This is a genomic window from Natrinema marinum, assembly GCF_024296685.1.
In the GTDB taxonomy this organism is placed as follows: Archaea; Halobacteriota; Halobacteria; order Halobacteriales; family Natrialbaceae; genus Natrinema; species Natrinema marinum.
This window is the reverse complement of record NZ_CP100763.1, coordinates 2,338,840-2,361,844: the sequence shown is the minus strand read 5'-3', so window position 1 is coordinate 2,361,844 and position 23,005 is coordinate 2,338,840. Positions and strand designations below refer to the sequence as shown.

Genomic DNA, 23,005 nt, shown 5'->3' with positions numbered 1-23,005 from the left:
CATCCATGCTAGAGACAGTATTGCTTGCAGTCGGTCCGAGCGACGCCGAACGGAGCGGCCAGCTCGCCGAAACCGTCCTCGACATCGCGAAGCCGGCCGGTGCAACCGTCATCCTCGCACACGTTTTCACAGAACGAGAGTACGATCAGGTCCTCGACCGCCTCGAGTTCGACCGAACAGTCGACGAAATCGACCCCGATGCGGTCGCGGCGCGCCACTCGACGATCCACGACCTGAAAGATATCTTCGACGAGCACGACGTCGATTACGAGATCCGGGGTGCCGTCGGAGAGCACGGACCGTCGATCGTCGATCTGTCGACCGAGACCGGTGCCGATATGGTCGTCGTCGGCGGCCGGCGGCGGTCGCCGACCGGGAAAGCCGTCTTCGGCTCGACGGCTCAGGAGGTCCTGCTGTCGGCACCCTGTCCCGTCACCTTCGTTCGCAGCGACGACGAGTTCGAAGACTAAGTCGTCCCCCAGCGGGTGTCAGGCGTCGTCGCATCGACCGGGTCGCGCCTGCGCCGACCGCGCGATGGTTCTGGAATACTGCAACGACGAGAATACTTAAGCGGGTGGCCCGACCACTGTGCCGATATGGCAATCGATACGGTACTCCTCGCGGTCGGACCGATGGACTCAGTACGCGCACCGGAACTCGCCGAAACGGTGCTCGAGGTCGCCGAACCCCTCGGCGCGAAGGTCGTGATCGGCCACGCCTTCACCGAAGACGAGTACGAAGACGTTCACGACGACCTCGGCTTCGATGCTCGCGTCGAGGATGTCGACCCCGACGAGGTCGCGGCCAACCGAGCACCGGTTCCCGAACTCGCCGAGCGCTTCGAGGAAGCCGGCGTCGAGTACGAGATCAAGGGCGCACTCGGCGAGGTCAGTACCAAGGTCGTCGACATGGCGATCGACGTCGACGCCGACCGCATGGTCGTCGGCGGGCGCCGCCGCTCCCCGGCGGAGAAGGCTGTCCTCGGCTCCGTCTCCCAGGAAATCATCCTTCAGGCACCCTGTCCGGTCACCTACTTCCGGGACCTCGACGTAATGGAGTAGCGACGAGGCCGTCGGTCGCATCGATCCCGCTCTCGAGCCCTCCCGCCCTTTCGTTCGTCTCCGCTTTCGATCGGCCGCGTCACCGTGACCGGTCGCCCGCCCGTTTCTTCCACTCTCGTTCCTGTCTGCGCTCGCGGACGTGGCGCTCCCCGTCGGCGACCTCGCGGCGAACTCGTCGCTCGAGCGCCCGCGTCTTGGCAAGCAGCGTCTCTTGGAAGTTCTCGAGAACGTCGTACGACCAGCGGTCCTCGTCGACGACGCCGTGGGGGAGCAGCTCGCCCCGGATCGCGTCGGCGAGCTCGTCGTGGCCGGTCGCTCGGAGCAGTTCCTCGGCCCGGTAGAGGTGGTCCATCCCGTGGCCCGTCGCGTGGTGGAACTCGAGCAGGCTTCCCTGGGCGCGCTGGACCCACTCGAGGCCCAGTTCGACTTCGTGGAGCGCCTCGCACTCTCCGTCGGACACCGATACCGCCTCGGATCCCGCGTCCGGATCGGTCGATGAATCGTCGGTGGCCATATCTCAAACTATGGTATGGTGTGGCATACGTGTGTCGTCGGTTCGCCGGCACCCGCCCGCCGCCACAACGTATCGAAATCGCTACTCGTCGCCGAGTACAATCTGGGTAGTTAAGTACGGCCGCGGTCGTCCACTAGGACAGCATGGTCTACTATGCGGGCGTCGACCTCGGCGCGACCAACGTTCGGGCCGTCGTCGCCGAGGCCGACGGGACGACGATCGGCTCGAGTCGTCGATCCACGCCGCGCGGGCCGACGGGTATCGACGTGACGGAAGGGGTGCTCCGAACGCTGCGCGACGCCTGCGGTCAGGCCGGGGTCGACCCCGAGCGGATCGTGGCCGCCGGAATCGGCTCGATCGGTCCGTTCGATCTCGCCGAAGGGGCCGTGATCGATCCTGCCAACCTGCCCGATTCGATCGACAGGATTCCCCTGACCGGCCCCATCGCGAAGCTCATCGACAGCGACGAAGTCCACCTCCACAACGACACCACGGCGGGCGTCATCGGCGAGCGCTTCCACGCCGCGAGCAACCCCGACGACATGGTCTACATCACGATCTCTTCGGGGATCGGCGCCGGCGTCTGCTGCGACGGCGAGATCATGGGCGGCTGGGACGGCAACGCCGGCGAGGTCGGCCACTACGTCGTCGACCCGCAGGGGCGGCTGACCTGTGGCTGCGGCCACGACGGCCACTGGGAGGCCTACTGCTCCGGCAACGCCATTCCCGATTTCGCCCGACTGCTCGCCGAGGACGACCCGACGATCGCGACCGACCTCCCGCTCGAGGGGCCCGACTTCACCGCGAAGGACGTCTTCGACCTCGCGGGCGAGGACGAGTTGGCCGATTACGTCATCGACCAGCTCGCCCACTGGAACGCGATCGGCGTGACGAACGTGATCCACGCGTTCGCGCCGATCGTCGTCTCCTTCGGCGGCGCGGTCGCGTTGCACAACGAGGAACTGGTCGTCGATCCGGTCCGCGAGCGCGTCTCCGAGATGGTGATGACCAACGTCCCCGAGATCCACGTCACCGACCTCGGCGACGACGTCGTCCTCGAGGGGGCACTCGCCAGCGCTATGACCGGCGGAACCGGCGACCGGCGACGGCTGCGCAGGTAACTCGCGACGCTCGGCTGCCCCGCCGCTCGCGAGTCCGGTGATTCGAGTAATCACGTCTATGTGTCTGCGCTCGTTGCACCCACTATGAAGCGGAGAGCGTTCCTCCGGACGGGCGGCGCTGCCGGCTTCGCGGCCGTCTCCGGTCCGACTGTTGCCTCCCGATCGCGTGGCGCCGCTACCGGCCACCAGCGGGGGTACGAACCGCTCGGCCGACTTCCCATTACCGGCGCTGCGGAGGCCGTCGTCGGCGACGGCAGCGAGACCGCGTACGTCGCCGCCACGACGGGCTTCGCGACCGTCGACGTGAGCGATCCCGCCGAGCCGACGCTACTGGCCGAGAAACGCGACCTCGAGCTCGCCGGCGAGTCCCTGACGCAGATCCTCGACGTGGCCGTCGACGGCGACCGACTGGCCGTCGTCGGCCCGGCGAACCCGAATTTCGCGGTCAACGGCTTTCGGCTGTACGACGTGAGCGACCCCGCGAACCCCGTGCCGACCGGCGAGTTCGAAACGAGCTACCACATCCACAACTGCTATCTCGAGGGTGACCTGCTGTTCGTCGTCGCGAACGAACAGGGGGCGAACCCGCTCGTGATCTTCGACGTCGGCGGCGGCGAGATCACGCAACTGGGGTACTGGTCGCTGTTAGAGCGCGAACCCGGCTGGGGCGAGGTCGGGATGCTCGCGCGCTACCTCCACGACGTCTACGTGCAGGACGATATCGCCTACCTGGCCCACTGGAATCCCGGCACCTACCTGATCGATGTCAGCGACCCGACCGAGCCGACCTACGTCTCGCACGTTCGCGACACGACGCTCGAGGAACAGCGGTCGATCGCCGACTGGCGCGAGGCCGCCTACGGCCTGCCGGGCAACGACCACTACGCGGCGGTCGACGAGACGGGCGATCTCATGGCGGTCGGTCGGGAGGCCTGGACAACCGGCGGAGCCGCGCCCAACCGGCCGGGCGGGATCGACCTCTACGACGTGAGCGACCCCACTGAGCCGATCCACCGCGGGTCGATCCACGCTCCGCGGACGGTCGACGAGACGTATCAGAGCGGGCTGTGGACGACCGCGCACAACTTCGAACTCCACGGCGGCCGGCTCTACTCGGCGTGGTACCGCGCGGGCGTCCAAATCCACGACGTGTCCGATCCGGCGAACCCCGACCGACTCGCGTGGTGGCGCGACCCTGCCGAAACCGGGTTCTGGACGGCCCGCGTTGCAGCGCGTGGCGAGTATTTCGTCGCCCCTAGTACGGAAGCGATTCCGGGCACGGACCTCGAGGGCGCGCTCTACACCTTCCCGGCCGAGGCCGGCGAGCAGGCCGATCCGCCGTCGCTTCGCGACCCCGACTGGCTCGCGGCCGACGAGGGAACGAACGCGACGAACGGAACCGGCGGCGATTCCGGAGACGGAGCTGGGGACGGCAGCGACGGGGGCGGCGGCAGCGACGCGGGCGGCGATTCGATCCCTGGCTTCACCGCCAGTGCTGGGCTCGCGGGCGGCGCGCTCGCGCTCGAGTGGCTGCGCCGACGCGGCGGAAACGTTCAGGATTAATTCGACGGATTTCGGCCGTGCGACCCAAGGTATACCCCGCTCGAGCGTCTATGGGTACCAATGACTGACTCCGACGACGACCCGTCGCTGCGAGAGCGCGTCGAGGCGTGGTTGGCCCGCGAGATGCCCATCATCCAGATGCACGGGGGGACCAGCGCGGTGCGGTCGGCCGACCCCGAGACCGGCGAGGTCGTCATCGAACTCGGCGGCGGCTGCAAGGGCTGTTCGGTCAGCGACGTGACGACGGGCAACATCGAGGCCGAACTTCTCTCCTGGCCCGAGGTCGACGAGGTCACCGTGCGCGTGCCCGACGCGCGAGACAGTCTTGGCGGCCCCGACCAGCCCGAGTCGATCATGGGCGTCGACCGGACCGAGGGGGGCCGCGGCGACTGGGGATCGTCGAATCCGGGGAAAGACCACCTCTGAGCGCCGAACGACGTGATATCCTCGTCGGCGATAGAATCCGTGTCTACCGTTGCCAGGGACGGAGAGTTTTGGGAAGTCCTATATCCTTTTACGCGCCCATTACGCAACCGTACATCATGACGTGTAGCTGCCCGCAGACAGGAGGTGTCGGCGATGGGTGACACACCCGAGCCCGACGAGGACGACCCCGACGCCGAGACCGACGGCGGCGTCCGGGCCTACACCGTCCGGCTCGAGCTCGTCGACGAACCCGGCGAGTTGCTCCGCGCGCTCGCCCCGATCGCCGACAGCGGCGGCAATCTGCTGAGCATCCACCACGAACGCGGCAACATCACGCCTCGCGGGCACATCCCCGTCGAGGTCGACCTCGAGTGTCCCCCCGACCGATTCGACGACATCGTCCAGGCGCTGCGCGACGCCGGCGTCAACGTCATTCAGGCCGGCCAAGAGCACTACGGCGAGGAAGTAAACGTCGTGCTGGTCGGCCACCTCGTCGAGACGGACCTCTCGAACACCCTCTCGCGGATTGAAAACGAGGCCGACGCCGTCGTCCAGGACCTCTCGCTCGCCGCGCCCGAGGGCACCGAGGGCGTCGCGAGCGCCCGCGCCCGCCTCGCGATCGATTCCGGGCGATCCGAGGAGGCGCTCGCGGCCATCCGCTCGATCGGCTCCGACAAGGACCTGACCGTCGTCGAACCCCTGCTTGGAGGTGAAGCCTAATGGATCTCGCAATCCTCGGCGCGGGCGACGTCGGTCGCTCGGTCGCCGACCTCGCCGGCGAGTACGGCCACGAGGTCGTCGCGCTCGCCGACTCGAGCAGCGCCGTCGTCGACTCCGACGGCATCGCCGTCGCCGACGCCCTCGAGCGCAAGGCTGGCGACGAACCGCTCGGCGCCGCCGCTCCCGCGGATGTCTTCGAGACCGACTACGACGTGCTCGTGGAGGCCACGCCGACGACGCTCGGCGACGCCGAACCCGGCTTTTCACACGTCCAGCGCGCGCTCGAGGCCGACCGCCACGTCGTGCTGGCCAACAAAGGACCGGTCGCAGAGCGCTACGAGGAACTCCGCGCGCTCGAGGACGAGAGCGCGGGCTCGATCCGATTCGAGGCGACCGTCGGCGGTGCGATCCCGGTCCTCTCGACGATCGAAGACTCCACCCCGCAGGCCGTCACCGCGGTTCGGGGCGTCTTGAACGGCACCGCGAACTTCATCCTCACGCGGATGGCCGCCGAAGGGCTCGACTACGAGCACGTCCTCGCGGAGGCTCAGGATCTGGGCGTCGCCGAGGCCGACCCCACCTTCGACGTCGACGGCACCGACGCCGCCCTGAAGTTCGTCATCCTCGCGAACGTGCTCGCCGACGGCGGGTTCTCGCTTGCGGACGCCACGGTCGAGGGCATCCAGTCGGTCCCCGGCAGCGCGCTCGACCTCGCCGCCGAGGACGGCCGGACGATCCGACTCATCGGCGAGGCGACCCGCGACGGCGTCCGCGTCGGCCCGCGGCTCGTCCCCGAAAACGGCGCGCTCGCGGTGACCGGCACTCGAAATATCGTCCAGATCGAGACGCGTAACGCCGGCTCGCTGCACTCGAGCGGCCGCGGCGCCGGCGGCCCGGAGACGGCGACGGCGGTGTTGTCGGACGTGGGCCGACTGCCGCCGCTGTAGACACTTCGACCGACGGCGCGAACCGTCCTCCCGTTCGGTTTCGTCGACCACCGGTATGTATTTACTATCTCCTCTGTTTTGTTTTCCCGAACGGTATGGTGTCACCAGCGTCGTTTCTTCCAGCGGCGTACGTTTGCTGTGGCCTGTTGCCGCTCGCTCTCGTTGGGCCGATTAGATCGGCCGGATCGAAGCCGGGACGAACGGGGCTGCTGGTGTCGATCGTCGGGCTGTCGGTGTGGTCGATTTCGATCGGTCTGCTGTTCGTCGCTTCGGCGTCCCTGAGTTATCTCCTCCTCGCGACGCTGACCGGGTTGGGCAGCCAACTCACCGCGATCGGCTACTTCCTCATGGCCGCCGAGTACACCGGCGCCCTCGAGTCGACGCGGCGGCTCCTCGGCGCGCTCGCAGCGGTCGTGGTGTTCGTCCAACTCCTCTCGATCACGGACCCCGTTCACCACCTCGTGTGGGCCGGGTCGTCCAGCCCACCTCTCACCGAGTTCACGCTCGGTCCGGTAGCCATCGTCGTCGTCGTTCTCACGTTCGTGCTCGGGGTCGTCGCGTGGTGCTTGCTCGTCTTCGACGCCGCAACCGCGAGCGGCGTCCGTCGGAAACAGAGTCTCGCACTCATCGTCACCGGCGCGCCGACGATCGGCTTCTTTCTCGTCGATAGCTTCGTCTTGACCGACGCCGACTTCGTGCTCCTTCCGTTCGGATTCGTTGGCAGTTCGTTCGCGCTCGCGTGGGCGCTGTTTCGGGCGGACTTCCTCGAGGTGGTCCCGGTCGGCCGCAAGCGCATCGTCGAGGAGATGGACGATGCCGCGATCGTCCTCGACGGCCGCGACCGCGTCGTCGAGTGCAACCCGGCTGCCCGCCGGCTCGTCGGCGTCGGTCCCGACTACGCCGGCATGCCCGTCACGGAGTTCTTCGGGAGCGTCGCCGAGAGCGTCGATCGGCTCTACGACGAGCACGGCGTCGATACCGAGACCACCTTCTCGTGTGAGGGAGAGCGGCGTCACTTCCACCTGAATATCTCCCGGCTCGACGATTCGCGGGCGTCGCTTCCCGCCGGGCGGCTCATCGTCCTGCGCGATATCACGCCGCTCAAACGGCGGGAGCGCGAACTCGAGCGCCGAGAGTCGGAACTCGAGTTCCTCCGGCAGGTCCTTGCTCGCGTGCTCAGACACAACATTCGCAACGATCTGACCGCGGTTCGCGGCTACGCGGAACTGATCGCCACCGAGACCGATGGGCAACAGGCCGACCTGGCCGAAACGATCGTCGAGACGAGCGACGATCTGATCGAGACGAGCCGGAAGGCCCGCCTGATGGAACGGGCCATCGATCGGAACGCGACCGTCGAGACGATCGACCTCGTCGCCCTCCTCGAGAACCTCCTCGTGGCGTACCGATCACGCTACGACCGCGCGATGCTCTCGTTCGAGGCCCCCGATGAGTGTCTCGTCGAGACCGACCCGTGGCTCGAGAACGCCTGCGACATCCTCCTCGAGAACGCCCTCGAACACAACGACGGCCAGCAGCCGTCGGTCGACGTCCGCGTCGAACGAACGACCGACCACGCGACGGTGACGATCGACGACGACGGCCCCGGCATTCCGCGGGCGGAACTCGCGGTGTTAGAACAGGGCGAGGAGACGCCGCTGGAACACGGGAGCGGGATCGGCCTCTGGATCGTCTACTGGATCGTGGACGCGGCCGACGCGTCGGTCACGTTCGAGACCGATGAGGGCGGGACGCTGGTTTCGCTTCGGGTGCCGATGGCTTTCGATCGAGTCAAATGATCGCCCTGACATCGCTGCTTCCGATCGTATACGTCTGCTGTGGCCTGTTACCGCTCGTGCTCGTTCCCTACAGCCGGCGACACAGCGAGAAACCTGGGAGCACGGGGCTGCTCGTCGCCCTCGTCGGGCTCTCGATCTGGACGACGGCCTACGGGATCGCCATCGCGTCGACATCGTCTCTCACGATTCTCGCGTTGGGCTCGCTCGTCATTTTCGGCAGCCAGCTCGCCGCGATCGGCTACCTCTTTCTGGCGCTCGAGTACACCGACACGCACGAACTCACGCCACGGCTCGTCGGCGGGCTCGCCGCGGTCGTGATCGCCGTGCAGGTGCTGTCGCTCAGTAACCCCCTGCACCACCGCGTCTGGGGAGAGACGGCCAGACCGGTCGTCGATACGACGGCGACGGAACCGCTGGCGACCGCCATCATCGCCGTCACGATGGCGATCGTTGGTGTGGCGCTGCTGGTGCTCGTCACCCACGCCGTCACCACACCCGGCGTTCGACGGCGACAGAGTCTCGCCCTCATCGCAGCTGGGTTCCCGACTCTCGTCATCACGGTCGTCGATATCTACCTGATCGCGGAGTACGTCTACTCCATCCTTCCGTTCGGCGTCATCACCAGTGCGTTCGCGCTCGCGTGGGCGCTGTTTCGGGCGGATTTCCTCGACGTGGTTCCGGTCGGTCGCAAGCGCATCGTCGAGGAGATGGACGATGCCGCGGTCGTTCTCGACGCCGACGATCGCGTCGTCACGTGCAATCCAGCCGCCAGACGACTCGTCGGCGTCGGCCCCGACTACGTCGGGCTGCCCGCCGAGCGGTTTTTCGACACCATACCCGAGGCGATCGATCGGTTTCGGGAGTCGGGCGGCGTCGACACGGAGATAACCGTCGCTTCCGATGGGTGCCGCCGGTACTTCCACTTGCAGCGTTCACGTCTGGACGATTCGCGAACGCCGGTACTGTCGGGCCGACTGATCGTCCTGCGCGATATCACGCCGCTCAAACGGCGAAAGCGCGAACTCGAGCGCCGAGAGTCTGAACTCGAGTTCCTCCGGCAGGTGCTCGCTCGCGTGCTCAGACACAACATCCGCAACGATTTGACCGCGATTCGCGGATACGCGGAACTGATCGCCGCCGAGGCCGACGGGGAACGGGCCGATCTGGCCGAGACGATCGTCGAGACGAGCGACGATCTGATCGAAACGAGCCGGACGGCCCGCCGAACCGAGGACATCACCGACCGAGACGCCGTCAGCGAACCGTTCGATCTCGCCGCTCGCCTCGAAGCGCACGTCGCCGAGTTCCGATCACGCTACGACCGCGCGACGCTCTCGTTCGAGGCTCCCGACGAGTGTCTCGTCGAGACTGACCCGTGGCTCGAGAACGCCTGTGAGATCCTCCTCGAGAGCGTTCTCGAGCGTAGCGACGAGCAGTCGCCGTCGATCGCGGTGCGAATCGAGCGGACGACCGACCGCGCGACGGTGGTAATCGACGAGGACGCCGGCCTTCCGCAGGCCGAACTCGCGGTGTTAGAACGCGGCGAGGAGATGCCGCCGGAACTCGACAGCGGAATCGGCTTCTGGATCGTCTCCGGGATTATCGACCGGACCCCGGCTTCGATCACGGTCGAAACGAGTGGCGGCACAGCCCGCATCTCGATCGATGTCCCGACGTGAGCGACGGGAGTGTGCGCTGGCGACCGAACGTTCCGTGGCGTGTGAATACTAGCCAAACCGCAAGAGGGCGGCGGGCTCGGCTGAATACGCTTTCGAAATGGTTTTAACCGCAACGAGCCAAAGAGACCGATATAAGCGCCTCTGCGCGTGAGCTACAACAATGAGCGACCAACACCAGAACCTGGCCATCATCGGTCACGTTGACCACGGGAAGAGTACGCTCGTGGGGCGACTCCTCTACGAGACGGGGAGCGTACCCGAGCACGTCATCGAACAGCACCGCGAGGAAGCCGAGGAGAAAGGCAAGGGCGGCTTCGAGTTCGCCTACGTCATGGACAACCTCGCCGAGGAGCGAGAGCGCGGTGTCACCATCGACATCGCCCACCAGGAGTTCTCCACGGACGCCTACGACTTCACCATCGTCGACTGTCCCGGCCACCGGGACTTCGTGAAGAACATGATCACGGGCGCATCCCAGGCGGACAACGCCGTTCTCGTCGTCGCCGCTGACGACGGCGTCGCGCCCCAGACCCAGGAGCACGTCTTCCTGGCTCGCACCCTCGGTATCGACGAACTCATCGTCGGCATCAACAAGATGGACATCGTCGACTACGAGGAGTCGACGTACAACGACGTCGTCGACGAAGTGACCCAGCTGCTCAAGCAGGTCCAGTTCAACACCGACGACGCCTCGTTCATCCCAATTTCGGCGTTCGAGGGCGACAACATCGCCGAGCGCTCGGACAACACGCCGTGGTACGACGGCGAGATCCTGCTCGAGGCCCTGAACGACCTGCCCGAGCCGGAGCCGCCGACGGACGCGCCGCTCCGACTCCCCATCCAGGACGTCTACACGATTTCGGGTATCGGTACCGTCCCTGTCGGACGAATCGAGACCGGTATCATGAACACCGGCGACGATGTCTCCTTCCAGCCCAGCGACGTGGGCGGCGAAGTCAAGACCATCGAGATGCACCACGAAGAGGTGCCCAAAGCCGAGCCCGGTGACAACGTCGGATTCAACGTCCGCGGCATCGGCAAGGACGACATCCGCCGCGGTGACGTCTGTGGCCCCGCCGACGACCCACCGAGCGTCGCCGAGACGTTCCAGGCACAGGTCGTCGTCATGCAGCACCCGTCCGTGATCACGGCCGGTTACACCCCGGTCTTCCACGCCCACACGGCCCAGGTCGCCTGTACGATCGAGTCCATCGACAAGAAGATGGACCCCTCGAGCGGCGAGGTCGCCGAGGAGAACCCCGACTTCATCCAGTCGGGTGACGCTGCTGTGGTCACCATCCGACCGCAAAAGCCCCTCAGCATCGAGCCGTCCAGCGAGATTCCCGAACTCGGGAGCTTCGCCATCCGCGACATGGGTCAGACCATCGCCGCCGGCAAGGTCCTCGAAGTCCACGAGAAATAAATGCAGCAGGCACGCGTTCGACTCGCGGGCACGAGTCCAGACGACCTAGACGACATCTGCGACGACGTCCGCGAGATCGCGAACAACACCGGCGTCAACCTGAGCGGTCCGATCCCGCTGCCGACGAAGACCCTCGAGGTGCCGACCCGGAAGTCGCCTGACGGCGAGGGCACCGCCACGTGGGAGCACTGGGAGATGCGCGTCCACAAGCGCCTGATCGACCTGGACGCCGACGAACGCGCACTCCGACAGCTCATGCGCATTCAGGTGCCGAACGACGTCTCGATCGAGATCGTCCTCGAAGACTGAGGATCGATCGATCGCGACTCGAGTGCGGGAGATCACCGTTTTTGCGGACACGGAACTCCGTTCGATAGCGACCGCGCTGGCGGTCCGGACACGCTGATCGGAGCCGTCTGCACCTCGCCGGCCTGCACCGAGACTTTTGTCTCTTGCCGTCCCAACGGGACCTATGCCGAGGCGCTCGCGGTCACGGTCTCAGTCGGAGCTGTACGTGCGGCCCGATTCCAGTACGGACGACGAGCCCGAGCCCGGGTCGATCGCACCGGTGCTCGAGTTGCTCGTCGTCTTCGTCCTCGTGGCGGTCGTCCAGTGGCTCACGGCGCTCGTCGGCGTCATGGGCGGGCTGTTCGTCCTCGCCCCGCCGCTTTCGACGAACCCGTGGACGATCGTCACGAGCGTCTACGCACACTCCGGATTGGGCCACCTCGTTTCGAACAGCGTCGCGCTGGTCGTCTTCGGCTGGCCGGTCGCGCGGGCGACGACGCGCGGGCGGTTTCACGCGTTTTTCGCGGCGACGGGCGCGATCGCCGGCGTCACACAGATCGTTCTGACTGGCCTCCTCGCGGCGATACCGTTCGTCCCCGTTGTGCCGACAGCGGGCGTTCTCGGTGCCAGCGGCGCCGTCTTCGCCCTGCTCGGCTATCTCGTCGCGTCGAACCGGCTCTCGTCCGGTCTCGCGTCGTTCGTCGATGTCCCGCGCTGGCTCTCGATCCTCGTGTTCGTCGGCCTCGCGGTCGCGCTTACCTTCGCGACCGCCTCGCCCGGCGTCGCGCTGATCGCCCACTTCACCGGCCTTCTCGTCGGCCTGCTCGCGGGCCGCACTCGCATCCTCGCCGTCGACCCGCCGACCGGCGATCGAACGGCCGCCTGACCGACTGCGAACTCCGAGGCCGTGTTCGGGTAGCCCGCTCGAGCGTCCTCCGTGGGTCGGTGTCCCGCTCCGCTCCCGAAACACAAGCCTCAAATAGAGACCGCGGGTAAGAACGTGCGAGGGCTCGTAGATCAGTGGTAGATCGCTTCCTTCGCAAGGAAGAGGCCTCGGGTTCAAATCCCGACGAGTCCACTTCTTCACATCGCTTCGCTCGTTCAGTCGCGGACTCGTCGAACATCGCAAACCCTTCGGGTTTGCTCAATCCCGACGAGCTCATTCAGATATTTTGACGTTTCGAATTATTCGTTTAGTCGTATCGTTAGTCTTCGCGTAGACAATTTGCTCGAGCGCTCCCGCCGGAATAAACAGGGAAAAATCCGAGTCATGCCCTCGAACTTGACCGGGTCGACGCCGTCTGCCGATTAGATCGAAGGAAATCGGGGTGTTCAGCGTGAGTACCTTTCGATCTCCCTCGGACGGTGGACCTCTCGACTTCCTGACTGAATGCGACGGTAAGACGGGGTCATGGACTCGAGCGGACCCACGAGAGGCACTGGTCAAGTCGTTCGGCCGGTTCGGCTACAAGGTGACACTCAGAGACGGCGAGGACGTCCACTACTGCGCGCTCGGTCTCGAGGACGACGAGTACATCGGTCGATGCGACTGCAAGGGCTGGCAGTACCACGACGTGCCGTGCGCTTATCTCTGTGCGCTCCGGAAGGCCGACTTCCTCGAGTTGATCAGCGTCGAGTCGACTGACGGCAGTCCTGACGACGGACACGAGATGTGCCACGCGACCGGCGAGACACACGAAGGCGAGCCACACGATGCCGCGATCGACCGGACACGACAACATAGCGAATTGATACAAGTTGGTCGTACGTCGGGCGGTGTTGTGCTTCCGAAGAGCGAGCTTCGGGCGCTTGGATTGGTCGACGACGAGGACATAGAGACGACAATCCTCGAGATTTTTCGCACTACTCTGCCGCCAGTTGTTCTTCACGCATATTCTGCATCCCGAGATAGAATTCACACCATCAGGTTTCTAAAACCATAATCTATACATGCGGGTGTGACAAACTGAGGTTTAGACAAGGCTAATCGAGATCTTTGGACACTATTATGTTACAAAAATCATGTGACGGACAAGCAGTGACGCGACGAGACGCGCTACGCGCAGGCGGTACGGCGGTACTGGTGGGACTGGCCGGGTGCACAGCACTGCCGAACGCACCGGAAGAGTCCGCGAGTGACTACGGAAGCGACGGACCAGTCGCCGTGGCCTCGTTCTTCAGCTTCTTCGACTTCGGCCGGCAGATCGCCGATGGGACTCCGCTGACGGTGGAGAACCTCGTCCCGACGGGGCTGCACGGCCACGGTTGGGAGCCAAACGCCAGTATCACCCAGCGCATCATCGAGGCGGACGCGTTCGTTCACGTCGGGGAGGACTTCCAGCCCTGGGCCGACCGTGCCATCGAGACGATCGAGGGCGACGACGTAGAGACGGCACTGATCAACGTCCGGGAGGACATCGACCTGGTGGACCTCGCCGCGACCCTCGATCGCGAGGAGGAGGGTGTCGGCGCTCAACGCGGGAAGGACCCGCACTTCTGGCTGGATCCCCGGCGTGCAAAGCAGTCCGTCGACAACATCGGCAAGGGGTTTGCCAAGGTCGTCCCGGAACACGCCGACACCTTCCGCGAGAACGCCGAGACGTACAAGTCCGAGGTACTCGACCGTATCGATTCGGATTACCAGACTATCTTCGACCGAACTGAGCGCGACATCGTTCAACTGGCCGCACACAACGCCTTCCAGTACATCGGTACACGATACGGCGTTCGCATGCGGCCGCTAGTAACGAACCTCGCGGCGAGCGGCGATGTCAAGCCCGCGGACATCCGCGAGGCGGAGAGAGTCATCCGCGAGAACGACATCCAGTACATCGCCAACGGCGTCTTTGAGTCCCAACGCCCGGCTCAGCAACTTGTCCGCGAGACAGCTGTGGAGGCGTACTTCCCGGTAACGCCGTATGCGGGCGTCCGTGAGGAGTGGGTCGAGGAGAACTGGGGCTATGAAGAGATCGCTTACAACATCAACATGCCCACGTTCGAGATCGTCCTCGGCAACAAGACACCCGAAGACGCAGCCCCGTCGGAGGACTGGCTGGAGCAGTGGCGGAACTTCGAACCATTATGAGCACGCAAGATGCCGATTCCGGGAGCGCAGCCGGCACAGACGAGCAGACAACCGCCGCGATGGATTCGGACGCCACAGCGAGCGAGACGGTCATCGACGTCTCGGACGTCACCTTCGGTTACACAGCGGCACCCGTGATCGAGGACGTTTCGCTGACGATCGACCCGGGTGAGTACGTCGCCATCGTGGGGCCGAACGGCTCCGGGAAGTCGACACTGATGCAGCTCATGTTGGGGCTGCTCGAACCCGACGCGGGACGGGCCCGCCTGTTCGGCGAGCGCGCCGACCGCTTCGACAACGGCGAACGGGTCGGCTACGTCGCCCAGCATGCCAGCGCCGCGAAGGAGATGCCGATCACCGTCCGCGAGGTGGTGAAGATGGGGCGGTTCCCCCACGTCGGATTCGGCCGCCTCTCCGAGGAGGACTGGGCCATCGTCGACGACGCGCTCGCGACCGTCGGGATGACGGCGTTCGCCGACCGGCGCGTCACGCAACTGTCGGGCGGCCAGCGCCAGCGCGCGTTCATCGCGCGGGCGCTGGCGGGCGAGGCCGACCTGCTCGTCCTGGACGAGCCGACCGTCGGCGTCGACGCCGAGTCGGTCGACGCCTTCTACGACCTGCTGGCGGAGTTGAACGCCGGAGGGATCACCGTCCTTCTCATCGAACACGACCTCGGGGCGGTCGTCGAGCACGCCGACCGCGTGGTCTGCCTGAACCGCGAGGTGTACTTCGACGGGCCGACCGACGAGTTCGTTGACAGCGACGCGCTGGCCCGGGCGTTCGGCGCCGGTGCGCGGTCCCTCGCGGGGGTGGACGGATGAGCGCGAGCGTGGTCGCCGCGCTCGCGGCGGGCGGGCTCGCCGGCGTGGATCCGTCGGTGGCCCTCCCGCTGCAGAGCGGACTGGGCGCCGTCGGCGAGTTCGTCTTCGGCGTCCTCCTGTGGGTCTTAGAGCAGTGGTACTGGCTGATGGACTGGGCGTACTACCTGACGGGCCTGGAGATGCTGAACCGGCGCTATCGGTTCATGCACCGGGCGATCCTCGTCGGGCTCTGCGTCGGCGTGATGGCGCCGCTCATCGGGACGTTCCTCGTCCACCGACAGCTCGCGCTCATCGGCGACGCGCTGGCCCACACTGCTTTCGCCGGCGTTGCCGTGGGCCTGTTCCTGAACGCCGTCATCGACCTCGGCGTCTCGCCGTACCTCACCGCCGTCGTCGTGGCGATGATCGCCGCGCTGTTCATCGAGCTCATTTCCGAGACCACGGACGCCTACAACGACGTCTCGATGGCCATCGTCCTGTCGACTGGGTTCGCGCTCGGAACGACACTCATCAGCCTCAACGCGGGTGGGCTCGCCGTCGGCGTCAACCAGTTTCTCTTTGGCAATCTCGCCACGGTGTCGCCCCAGAGCGCGGCTATCCTCTTGGTGCTGTTCGCCGTCATCGTCGGGACGGTGGCCGTGACGCGCAACCAGCTCCTGTACGTAACCTTCGATGAGACCGCGGCCGCCGTCTCCGGAATCTCGGTGAACTGGTACAACCGTGTGATGGTGATGCTGACGGCGATGGTCGTCGTCGGTGCGATGCAGATCATGGGCGTCATCCTCGTCGCGGCGATGCTCGTGGTCCCAGTAGCAGGCGCGACTCAGGTGTCCCGAAGTTTCTCCGAATCGCTCGTCGTCTCGGTCGTTCTCGCAGAAATTTCGGTGTTGCTAGGTATCGCCATCGCCTATTACGGTGGTGTCACGGCCGGTGGGGTCATCGTTCTCGTCGCCGTTGGAATCTACATTTGTGCCGTCGCGCTGGGCAAGATCCAGTCCGCCCGCGGTGAACAGGCTATGCCCGACATGGGTAGCATCGAGGCCGACAGCGCCGATGTCGGTACCGGGACGGGGGATAGGTGATGGTCGCAACCAGCGATAGCGACTCGCCAGACGACGGTCGCACCCGAAGCGACAAGGGAGGTCAGTCGAATGTCTCGAAAGGAATGCTGAGCGCGGTCATGGAGGACTACATCAAGACGATCCACGCCATTGAGAACACCAGCGACGGGCGGGTGTCGACCTCTGCTCTCGCCGACCATCTCGAGGTCACCGCACCGACCGTTTCCTCCATGCTGAAAAAGCTCGAAGAACGCGGCTTGGTCGACCGCGAGGAGTACAAGGGTGTGACGCTCACGGAGGAAGGCGAACTCGTTGCGCTCGAGATCCTCCGGCACCACCGTCTTCTCGAAGCGTTCTTGACCGAACTCCTCGACTACGACTGGGCCGACGTCCACGACGAGGCCGACAAACTTGAGCACCACGTCTCCAAGGAACTGACCGACCGCATCGCCGAGGCACTGGGCAACCCCCCGGTCGATCCGCACGGCGATCCGATCCCCGACGCCGACCTGTCCTTTCCCAAGGAGAGCGAAACCATCCGTCTCGCCGACGTCGACGAGGGCGAGCGCGTGACTGTCGGGCGGATTCGCCACCAAGGCGACGCGGAACTGCGGTACCTCGCCGATGCCGGCGTTCGCCCGGAGGTCCAACTCACGGTAGTCGACATCGCGCCGTTCGGGATGGTAACCGTCGAGACACCGACGGGCGAGCAGAGCCTTCCGGAAGAGATCGCCCAGCTTATCGAGGTCGCCCCGGCGACCGCCGCGAACGGTGTCGAGGTGTAGGGCTGGACATACCTCCGAGATGTGATCCTGATAGATTCAACTTCTGTACTGAGCAATCACTACTTTCGTGAATCGGTCACGACCTCGTGCCGCATTCGCGCACAGTATGCAGCAGCGCGTTCGCCAACTGCTCAATCTCTGTCAGTAACAGCACGACGGCACCGTCTAGGTAGCGCAGTTTGAGAAGCGAGCAGGTCGTAGAGGTAGTTTGGAACAATGCTCGCAGACCTGCTCAGCGAGAGCTACGCGGCGGTATTTGATGACTGTTTGGAGCGAGAGCGGACGGAGACGCCCGTCAGGGCGTTCGCCGTCCGGCTCTACGCGATCGGATGTTCGCTTCGGGAGACACGAGCAATTCGTCGCTCACTCGGCGCTGAACGCTTTCATCAAGCAATCTGGCACTGGGTACATCGGCTGGCTGACAGCGTGCCAAACCCGCCGACGTCCACGAGAGCTTCGCTCTCGTGCGGCCCATCAGAACACCTCATGTTCTGAGGACGGCTTCGCCGTCGCGGGTCGCGATTGACGAAACCGCTGTCAGGAGTAACGGCGATCGACCTTGGACGTACGCTGCAATAGACCTCGACACGAAACTCATTCTCGATGTCGCACCCTTTGGTCGGCGAGGCACCGATCCAGCTGCTGCGTTTCTGCATGGACTCGCCCAGAACCACGGTCTCTCCGGCGCTGAGTTTCTCGTCGATGGTGCTGGCTGTCTGACTGCCCTCTCTCGAGTAGGGTTGAGCGGTCACCTCGACTACGTTGATCGAAACCACCTCGAAAAGTGGTTTCATACCCTCAAAATGCGGATCAACCGCTTCCATAATTCCTGGGTTGGCAGTCGGGCCAGCACCAGAGAATGGCTTGAACAGTTCGCGCATTACTACAACCACCAGAGACCGCATCAGGCTCTCGATGGAAACGTACCAGTCGAGGAGGTGCAGAACTAGACAGTGCCGCTTGAACAATTTGTCCACTACCATAACACACAGCGACCGCACCAGTCACTCAACAAACAACCGCCGGTGGAGGTGCTAAACTGGACAGTGCCTCTCCACGCGGAAAGTATCTAGATCGAATGCTGCCGACGACCGCCTCGAGTCGGGAACTGATACCCAGGTCGACTTGCCGAGGAAACGAGGGGTGTATCGACCGAGAGGAACCGATGAGTGTCGGAAAATCGGTTCGGATTTCGTAATACACTGCAACACGGTGTATATTCGTTTAAAATTTACATTATACTTCTAAACAGCGTCTAGAGGCCTAGTAGATTGCCTTTTGACCGATCAACAGTTCTGAACATCATCTAGCCGATATCTTTTCTATGGTGGAGAAGAAAGGGAGAGATAGAAAGCGAACAGGTACTGATACGAGAACAACACACCGGCGATTGACCACCTCACGACGGTTGTGAGACACGATTCCCCATGAGTTACTCAGCACCCCCGATTCCCCACCGATCGACGAACCGATCTCCAGTCGATCGTCCGATCCCGACCGATCGCGACGGTCTCCGCGACGAAGTGGTCCGTGGCGTCGAGACCTGGATCGACAGATACGACACTGGGTCACAAGAGTACGTCCGGTACAGCCTCCGGCGATTCATCCGTCAGTATCTGCGAGAGACATCACACAGCCCGTTCGCGGACTCGATCTCGATTCCAAAACGGACGGCGAAGTGCGACCTCGTTATCGACGACTGCATCGGCGTCAAGATCATCCACAACTTAAACGCCGGCTCGAAGGAGTGGATCCACAAGCAGCTGCGGTCGATCTTCCAGAACTACGATCACCTCATCATCTACGGCCACCAGATCGCGCCAGAGCACCTCGACATCTGGTATCAGATCAAGCGATCGCTCGGCCGCCGCTCGAGCCGTCAGGGGTCGATCGCCGTCCTCCAGACGGTCCAGCGGATCGAGTACCGGATCCCCCTCACAAGCAAGCGGGTGCGGAAGGACGCCGTCCACAAGACGCTCGTCTACGTGCTCTTCGTCGCGTTCGTCCTCGCAGGTGGACAGTTCCTGTCGCTGGCCGACGGGTCGAACGTCATGGCACAGACGTACGTCGGCGCGCTGATCGTCTTCAACGCAATCGTCGTCCTCATGGGCGCGTTTCTCGTTCGGTCGCTGTAATCCGGTATCGGTGTGCCGGACGCCATCGATCGACTAACGACGGTGGCTTTCTCCTCGTCGGCGACCCGGTGTCCGCCTCTCGACGGCCCATCGACGGACGGCGGCCGCGCGAATCGGTTGGCGGTCGTTACCGTCTTCGATCCGGGTCATAATGGACGGACTACCAAATAGGGAGCCCGGCGTTGGGTCCGGCAATGGCACAAAAGACCGGCGGCAGTGCTCGCTCGAGCCTCCAGCGGATCGGCTCGCTGTTCGCGAACCAGTACGGGCGGTCCACGGCAACGGACGAGTCGACTCTCGAGGTACGGGTCGTCGACTCGGTCGATGCAGTCGGCCGATCCGAGTGGAACGGGATCGTCGAGCGCTCGAGTCGGGGAAGCGTCTTTCACCGCTACGAGTGGGTCGACGCGATCGAGACGGGACTTGACTATCCGGCCAGACATCAGGTAGTGACCAAGGACGGCAACACGATCGGCCTGCTACCGAACTTCGTCGTGGGAATCGAGAAGACGCCGTTCGACCGGCTGTCGTCGCTGTATCCCGGTTTCGGGGGGCCGCTGCTTCCGACTGATACGAAAGCCTCCCTCGAGCGCGTGATCGAAACCGCTCCGGAGCTCTGTCGCGGACGGACGATCGTACACCAGATCCGTGGACTCGATACGAGCTACCTCCGATACAACGACGAACTGCAGACCCACGGCTATCGCCCGCATCGCCGCGAGTGTCGGTTTCTGCTCGATCTGACCAAGGGCCACGACGAGATCCTCGCCGACATGAGCCGGAGCCGCCGGCGGGGGATCGAGCGCGGCCGCGACACCGAGTACGAGATCGTTGCGGAGGAAATCACGCGCGAGAACCTGCGTCGGTTCCATCGGACGTACGAACGCGTTATGAACCGCGTCGGCGGCGAGGTCTACCCGTTCTCCTTCTTCGAGTCGCTCCAGGCGATGGACGACCGACTCCTGTTGCTGACGATCCGCATCGATGGCGAGTACGCGGGCGGGATGCTCGAGTTGCTCGACGACGAGCGCGACGCGATTCACGGTTTCTTCGCCGCCGTTCCACAGGCGTATTTCGACGATCACGCGTCGGAACTCCTCTACGATCACGTCTTTCAGTGGGGGATCGAGCACGGGTACGAGACGTACGACTTCGGGAGCACGAACACGAACTTCGACGACGGCGTCTTCCGGTTCAAGGAGGGATTCGGCGGACGAGCCGTCCCGGTCCTCGTCTGGGAGCGCGGCTGTAGTCCGCTCTGGCGGCTGGTGAAAACGGGCCGGTCGCTCTACTGGCCCTACTACGCGTAGGGCTGGTTCCCCACGGCCTGAACCGATAACCGATTCCGTAATCGACGGCCGATGGGCCCATGAGTATGCGGTCGATACCCTTTCAGAGCATATTTTGAACTAACTTCTTGTTATTCAATTAACCACTTCATGGTCACAACTGTTTTTAATTAGAAGCGTATAATTAGGTTGTATGCGATACGTGACGTACGTTATCAAACCACCACGGGGATACTTCGACCAGGGGGCGGAGCGTCTCCGTGAACTGGGGGTTACGTTCGAGTCTATCCAGAACATCGACCAACTGAGCGATGGGACGATAATCTCTCACAAGGTAGTTCGCGGTGACAAGTCGACCGTTCGAAATGCGCTCGAGCAGAGCGGGTCGAATGTCGTCGACTACCAGCTCACCGACGCCGGCGAAACGATGATCCTTCAGCTACATTACCGGCCGAGTGACCTCACTCACGAGTTGTTGGCGATCCACCGGCGACACGCGGGAGTCCTGGATTATCCGCTCGAGTACACGGGGCCGGAAAACCGATCACTCCGGGTCACGGAGATCGGCCGCGAGGAATCGCTGCGCCACATCATCGAGGAGACCGAAGCGATCGCCGATGTCGAAATCGAGGCGCTTGGAAACTACGATCCGTCCGACAACCGCCCGTTCGCGGACTTGACGGACCGCCAGCGGGAGGTGCTCCGCGTCGCCGTCGAGGAAGGCTACTACGAGGAGCCACGACAGGTGACCTACGAAGATATCGCCGCCCGCCTCGACTGCTCTGCGGGGACCGTCGGACAGCACCTCCGCCGGATCGAAGCACGCCTCATGTCGACGCTCATTACCGGCGAGAGCGAGGAGCAGTCGGCCGAGGCCGAACGGACCCGGGGTGCGGCACCGACGAGTCCGCCACGATAGCGGCCGATTCCCGTCGCCGGTGAGCCAGGGTGCGCAGGGGGGACACCCGATCACCGGCAGCCGCAGCTCGTCATCGCTTGCCGTCGTCTACGCGTCTCGAGACCGGCTGGTACGACCGCCGACGCTCGACGAGATGGGACACTGCGACGTGTGACGGGCGGTGGGATCGACGTAGCTGGTATTCGGCTCGGGCGCGTAGCCTCCGTATGGCAACGGTATACGTCGCACTCGAGGACCGACTGCTCGTCTGCACCGGGGACGGCTCCGAACCCGGCGACTGGACGACGACTACCGGTCTCGAGGGCGTCGACCTCGAGTGCGTCGTGGCCCGTCCCGACGCGCCAGAACGCGTGTTCGTTGGCACCGTCGAGGATGGCTGCTTGCGAAGCACCGACGGCGGCGAGACGTTCCATCGCCTCGAGACCGAGTTTCGAGCAGGGGCCGGGACCGACTCGACGGCCACGAACGGAGCGCACGAGAGCGATGTGGGTCCCCGGAACGACCGCATAACGTCGCTGACTATCAGCCCGCACGATCCACGGGTCGTCTACGCCGGCACCGAACCGAGTCGGATCTACCGCTCGCGCGACGGCGGCGACTCCTGGATTCGTCTCGAGGGGCTGACCGACCTCCCGTCGGCCGACGAGTGGTCGTTCCCGCCGCGGCCACACACCCACCACGTCCGCTGGCTCGAGGTCGACCCGTTCGATCCCGACCGCCTCTCCGTCGGGATCGAGGCCGGTGCGTTCGTCTACACGCCCGACGGCGGCGAGACCTGGCGCGAGCGGCCCGACGGCTCCCGCCGAGATAATCACAGTCTCGCGACCCATCCCGATCGGGAGGGGCGGGTCTACGCCGCGGCCGGCGACGGCTACGCGGAGAGCGACGACGGCGGCCGGTCCTGGCGGCGACCACAGGACGGCCTCGCACACCGCTACTGCTGGTCGGTCGTCCCCGACCCCGGTGACCCGGATCGAGTCCTCGTCTCCAGTGCACGCGGCGCGTGGTCGGCCCACGCCGCGAGCCGGGCGGACTCGTACGTCTATCGCCGCGACGGCGGGAAAGAGTGGGAGCGCCTTGCGGGCTGCGGGCTGCCGACCGGTGAGGGCGTCGTTCGAGCGACGTTCGCGACCACCGGCCAACCGGGGGTCGTTTACGCGGTGACCAACCGCGGGCTCTTCGTCACGCGGGACTTCGGCGACTCGTGGGTGCAGCTCGGGATCGGTCGGGACGCGGAGCTCGAGGGGCAGACGCCGCGCGGGCTCGTGGCGCTTCCCTGAACGTTCGGAACGCGTGTGCTGCGGTCACGGAACCGCCTCACCGAGACGAACGAACCGAGTCGGTCAGACTTCGATCTCGCCTATCGAAC

Annotated in this window: 22 protein-coding genes, 1 tRNA gene and 1 pseudogene; 23 read left to right on the top strand and 1 reads right to left on the bottom strand. The window is 64.8% G+C overall.

The features are described from left to right. The first annotated feature begins 5 nt into the window (after positions 1–5). Together NKH51_RS11765 and NKH51_RS11760 are read left to right on the top strand one after the other, a co-directional pair. Positions 6–470: a universal stress protein gene (locus NKH51_RS11765; protein ID WP_254761869.1), complete on the top strand. Its 465-nt coding sequence runs from the start codon at positions 6–8 to the stop codon at positions 468–470. Between the two features lie 126 nt (positions 471–596). After that, positions 597–1,061, top strand: a complete 465-nt coding sequence (locus NKH51_RS11760; protein WP_254761868.1) for a universal stress protein — start codon at positions 597–599, stop codon at positions 1,059–1,061. A 79-nt stretch (positions 1,062–1,140) separates the two neighbouring features. Here NKH51_RS11760 and NKH51_RS11755 read toward each other — a convergent pair whose 3' ends face one another. Next, entirely contained in the window at positions 1,141–1,575 is a 435-nt protein-coding gene (locus tag NKH51_RS11755) for a hypothetical protein (protein ID WP_254761867.1), read from the bottom strand. Positions 1,576–1,718: 143 nt separating this feature from the next. Between NKH51_RS11755 and NKH51_RS11750 the strand changes: the two genes are divergently transcribed. From NKH51_RS11750 to NKH51_RS11650, 21 genes and pseudogenes are all read left to right on the top strand, one after another. Continuing rightward, positions 1,719–2,696 (top strand): ROK family protein, encoded by a 978-nt coding sequence (locus NKH51_RS11750; protein WP_254761866.1) that lies wholly within the window; start codon positions 1,719–1,721, stop codon positions 2,694–2,696. 84 nt (positions 2,697–2,780) lie between these two features. Next, on the top strand, positions 2,781–4,259 hold the full coding sequence (locus NKH51_RS11745) for an LVIVD repeat-containing protein (RefSeq protein WP_254761865.1): 1,479 nt from the start codon (positions 2,781–2,783) through the stop codon (positions 4,257–4,259). Between the two features lie 60 nt (positions 4,260–4,319). Continuing rightward, positions 4,320–4,685: a NifU family protein gene (locus NKH51_RS11740; RefSeq protein ID WP_254761864.1), complete on the top strand. Its 366-nt coding sequence runs from the start codon at positions 4,320–4,322 to the stop codon at positions 4,683–4,685. 153 nt (positions 4,686–4,838) lie between these two features. Continuing rightward, complete coding sequence (locus tag NKH51_RS11735) at positions 4,839–5,405, top strand: amino acid-binding protein (protein ID WP_254761863.1); 567 nt, start codon at positions 4,839–4,841, stop codon at positions 5,403–5,405. After that, a complete protein-coding gene (locus NKH51_RS11730; RefSeq protein WP_254761862.1) occupies positions 5,405–6,352 on the top strand; it encodes a homoserine dehydrogenase in 948 nt (315 codons plus the stop codon). The genes NKH51_RS11735 and NKH51_RS11730 overlap by 1 nt, the downstream gene beginning before the upstream one ends. 95 nt (positions 6,353–6,447) lie before the next feature. Continuing rightward, the gene (locus NKH51_RS11725; RefSeq protein WP_254761861.1) at positions 6,448–8,151 is read left to right on the top strand and encodes a histidine kinase N-terminal 7TM domain-containing protein; all 1,704 of its coding nucleotides are present in this window, start codon (positions 6,448–6,450) and stop codon (positions 8,149–8,151) included. Then, complete coding sequence (locus NKH51_RS11720; RefSeq protein ID WP_254761860.1) at positions 8,148–9,830, top strand: histidine kinase N-terminal 7TM domain-containing protein; 1,683 nt, start codon at positions 8,148–8,150, stop codon at positions 9,828–9,830. Before NKH51_RS11725 ends, NKH51_RS11720 begins: the two co-directional genes overlap by 4 nt. 160 nt (positions 9,831–9,990) lie before the next feature. After that, positions 9,991–11,253, top strand: coding sequence for a translation elongation factor EF-1 subunit alpha (gene tuf, locus NKH51_RS11715; RefSeq protein ID WP_254761859.1), 1,263 nt, complete (start codon positions 9,991–9,993; stop codon positions 11,251–11,253). After that, complete coding sequence (gene rpsJ, locus NKH51_RS11710) at positions 11,254–11,562, top strand: 30S ribosomal protein S10 (protein WP_004215311.1); 309 nt, start codon at positions 11,254–11,256, stop codon at positions 11,560–11,562. It begins immediately after the preceding gene. 163 nt (positions 11,563–11,725) lie between these two features. Then, positions 11,726–12,427: a rhomboid family intramembrane serine protease gene (locus NKH51_RS11705; protein WP_254761858.1), complete on the top strand. Its 702-nt coding sequence runs from the start codon at positions 11,726–11,728 to the stop codon at positions 12,425–12,427. Between the two features lie 120 nt (positions 12,428–12,547). After that, positions 12,548–12,619, top strand: a tRNA-Ala gene (locus NKH51_RS11700). A 394-nt stretch (positions 12,620–13,013) separates the two neighbouring features. Continuing rightward, positions 13,014–13,484, top strand: a complete 471-nt coding sequence (locus NKH51_RS11695; protein WP_254761857.1) for a DUF8053 family protein — start codon at positions 13,014–13,016, stop codon at positions 13,482–13,484. A gap of 95 nt (positions 13,485–13,579) precedes the next feature. Next, positions 13,580–14,626 (top strand): metal ABC transporter substrate-binding protein, encoded by a 1,047-nt coding sequence (locus NKH51_RS11690; protein WP_254761856.1) that lies wholly within the window; start codon positions 13,580–13,582, stop codon positions 14,624–14,626. Between the two features lie 59 nt (positions 14,627–14,685). After that, positions 14,686–15,447: a metal ABC transporter ATP-binding protein gene (locus tag NKH51_RS11685; protein ID WP_425606703.1), complete on the top strand. Its 762-nt coding sequence runs from the start codon at positions 14,686–14,688 to the stop codon at positions 15,445–15,447. Further along, on the top strand, positions 15,444–16,529 hold the full coding sequence (locus NKH51_RS11680; RefSeq protein WP_254761854.1) for a metal ABC transporter permease: 1,086 nt from the start codon (positions 15,444–15,446) through the stop codon (positions 16,527–16,529). Before NKH51_RS11685 ends, NKH51_RS11680 begins: the two co-directional genes overlap by 4 nt. 83 nt (positions 16,530–16,612) lie before the next feature. Then, positions 16,613–17,293: a metal-dependent transcriptional regulator gene (locus NKH51_RS11675; RefSeq protein WP_254765150.1), complete on the top strand. Its 681-nt coding sequence runs from the start codon at positions 16,613–16,615 to the stop codon at positions 17,291–17,293. A 216-nt stretch (positions 17,294–17,509) separates the two neighbouring features. Then, positions 17,510–18,243: pseudogene (locus tag NKH51_RS11670) on the top strand (IS6 family transposase). A 477-nt stretch (positions 18,244–18,720) separates the two neighbouring features. Then, entirely contained in the window at positions 18,721–19,428 is a 708-nt protein-coding gene (locus NKH51_RS11665; RefSeq protein WP_254761853.1) for a hypothetical protein, read from the top strand. Positions 19,429–19,622: 194 nt separating this feature from the next. After that, complete coding sequence (locus NKH51_RS11660) at positions 19,623–20,738, top strand: lipid II:glycine glycyltransferase FemX (protein ID WP_254761852.1); 1,116 nt, start codon at positions 19,623–19,625, stop codon at positions 20,736–20,738. A gap of 172 nt (positions 20,739–20,910) precedes the next feature. Further along, complete coding sequence (locus tag NKH51_RS11655) at positions 20,911–21,636, top strand: helix-turn-helix domain-containing protein (protein ID WP_254761851.1); 726 nt, start codon at positions 20,911–20,913, stop codon at positions 21,634–21,636. Between the two features lie 206 nt (positions 21,637–21,842). Further along, a complete protein-coding gene (locus tag NKH51_RS11650) occupies positions 21,843–22,916 on the top strand; it encodes a WD40/YVTN/BNR-like repeat-containing protein (protein WP_254761850.1) in 1,074 nt (357 codons plus the stop codon). Positions 22,917–23,005: the final 89 nt, after the last annotated feature.

Bases quoted from the DNA above. Each gene is read 5' to 3' on its own strand.
- NKH51_RS11750 (WP_254761866.1), top strand. From the start codon at position 1,719: ATGGTCTACTATGCGGGCGTCGACCTCGGCGCGACCAACGTTCGGGCC.
- NKH51_RS11760 (WP_254761868.1), top strand. From the start codon at position 597: ATGGCAATCGATACGGTACTCCTCGCGGTCGGACCGATGGACTCAGTA.
- NKH51_RS11705 (WP_254761858.1), top strand. From the start codon at position 11,726: ATGCCGAGGCGCTCGCGGTCACGGTCTCAGTCGGAGCTGTACGTGCGG.
- NKH51_RS11660 (WP_254761852.1), top strand. From the start codon at position 19,623: ATGGCACAAAAGACCGGCGGCAGTGCTCGCTCGAGCCTCCAGCGGATC.
- NKH51_RS11725 (WP_254761861.1), top strand. From the start codon at position 6,448: ATGGTGTCACCAGCGTCGTTTCTTCCAGCGGCGTACGTTTGCTGTGGC.
- NKH51_RS11745 (WP_254761865.1), top strand. From the start codon at position 2,781: ATGAAGCGGAGAGCGTTCCTCCGGACGGGCGGCGCTGCCGGCTTCGCG.
- rpsJ (WP_004215311.1), top strand. From the start codon at position 11,254: ATGCAGCAGGCACGCGTTCGACTCGCGGGCACGAGTCCAGACGACCTA.
- NKH51_RS11730 (WP_254761862.1), top strand. From the start codon at position 5,405: ATGGATCTCGCAATCCTCGGCGCGGGCGACGTCGGTCGCTCGGTCGCC.
- NKH51_RS11740 (WP_254761864.1), top strand. From the start codon at position 4,320: ATGACTGACTCCGACGACGACCCGTCGCTGCGAGAGCGCGTCGAGGCG.
- NKH51_RS11650 (WP_254761850.1), top strand. From the start codon at position 21,843: ATGGCAACGGTATACGTCGCACTCGAGGACCGACTGCTCGTCTGCACC.
- NKH51_RS11735 (WP_254761863.1), top strand. From the start codon at position 4,839: ATGGGTGACACACCCGAGCCCGACGAGGACGACCCCGACGCCGAGACC.
- NKH51_RS11755 (WP_254761867.1), bottom strand. From the start codon at position 1,575: ATGGCCACCGACGATTCATCGACCGATCCGGACGCGGGATCCGAGGCG.
- tuf (WP_254761859.1), top strand. From the start codon at position 9,991: ATGAGCGACCAACACCAGAACCTGGCCATCATCGGTCACGTTGACCAC.
- NKH51_RS11720 (WP_254761860.1), top strand. From the start codon at position 8,148: ATGATCGCCCTGACATCGCTGCTTCCGATCGTATACGTCTGCTGTGGC.
- NKH51_RS11675 (WP_254765150.1), top strand. From the start codon at position 16,613: ATGCTGAGCGCGGTCATGGAGGACTACATCAAGACGATCCACGCCATT.
- NKH51_RS11680 (WP_254761854.1), top strand. From the start codon at position 15,444: ATGAGCGCGAGCGTGGTCGCCGCGCTCGCGGCGGGCGGGCTCGCCGGC.
- NKH51_RS11685 (WP_425606703.1), top strand. From the start codon at position 14,686: ATGGATTCGGACGCCACAGCGAGCGAGACGGTCATCGACGTCTCGGAC.
- NKH51_RS11665 (WP_254761853.1), top strand. From the start codon at position 18,721: ATGAGTTACTCAGCACCCCCGATTCCCCACCGATCGACGAACCGATCT.
- NKH51_RS11765 (WP_254761869.1), top strand. From the start codon at position 6: ATGCTAGAGACAGTATTGCTTGCAGTCGGTCCGAGCGACGCCGAACGG.
- NKH51_RS11655 (WP_254761851.1), top strand. From the start codon at position 20,911: ATGCGATACGTGACGTACGTTATCAAACCACCACGGGGATACTTCGAC.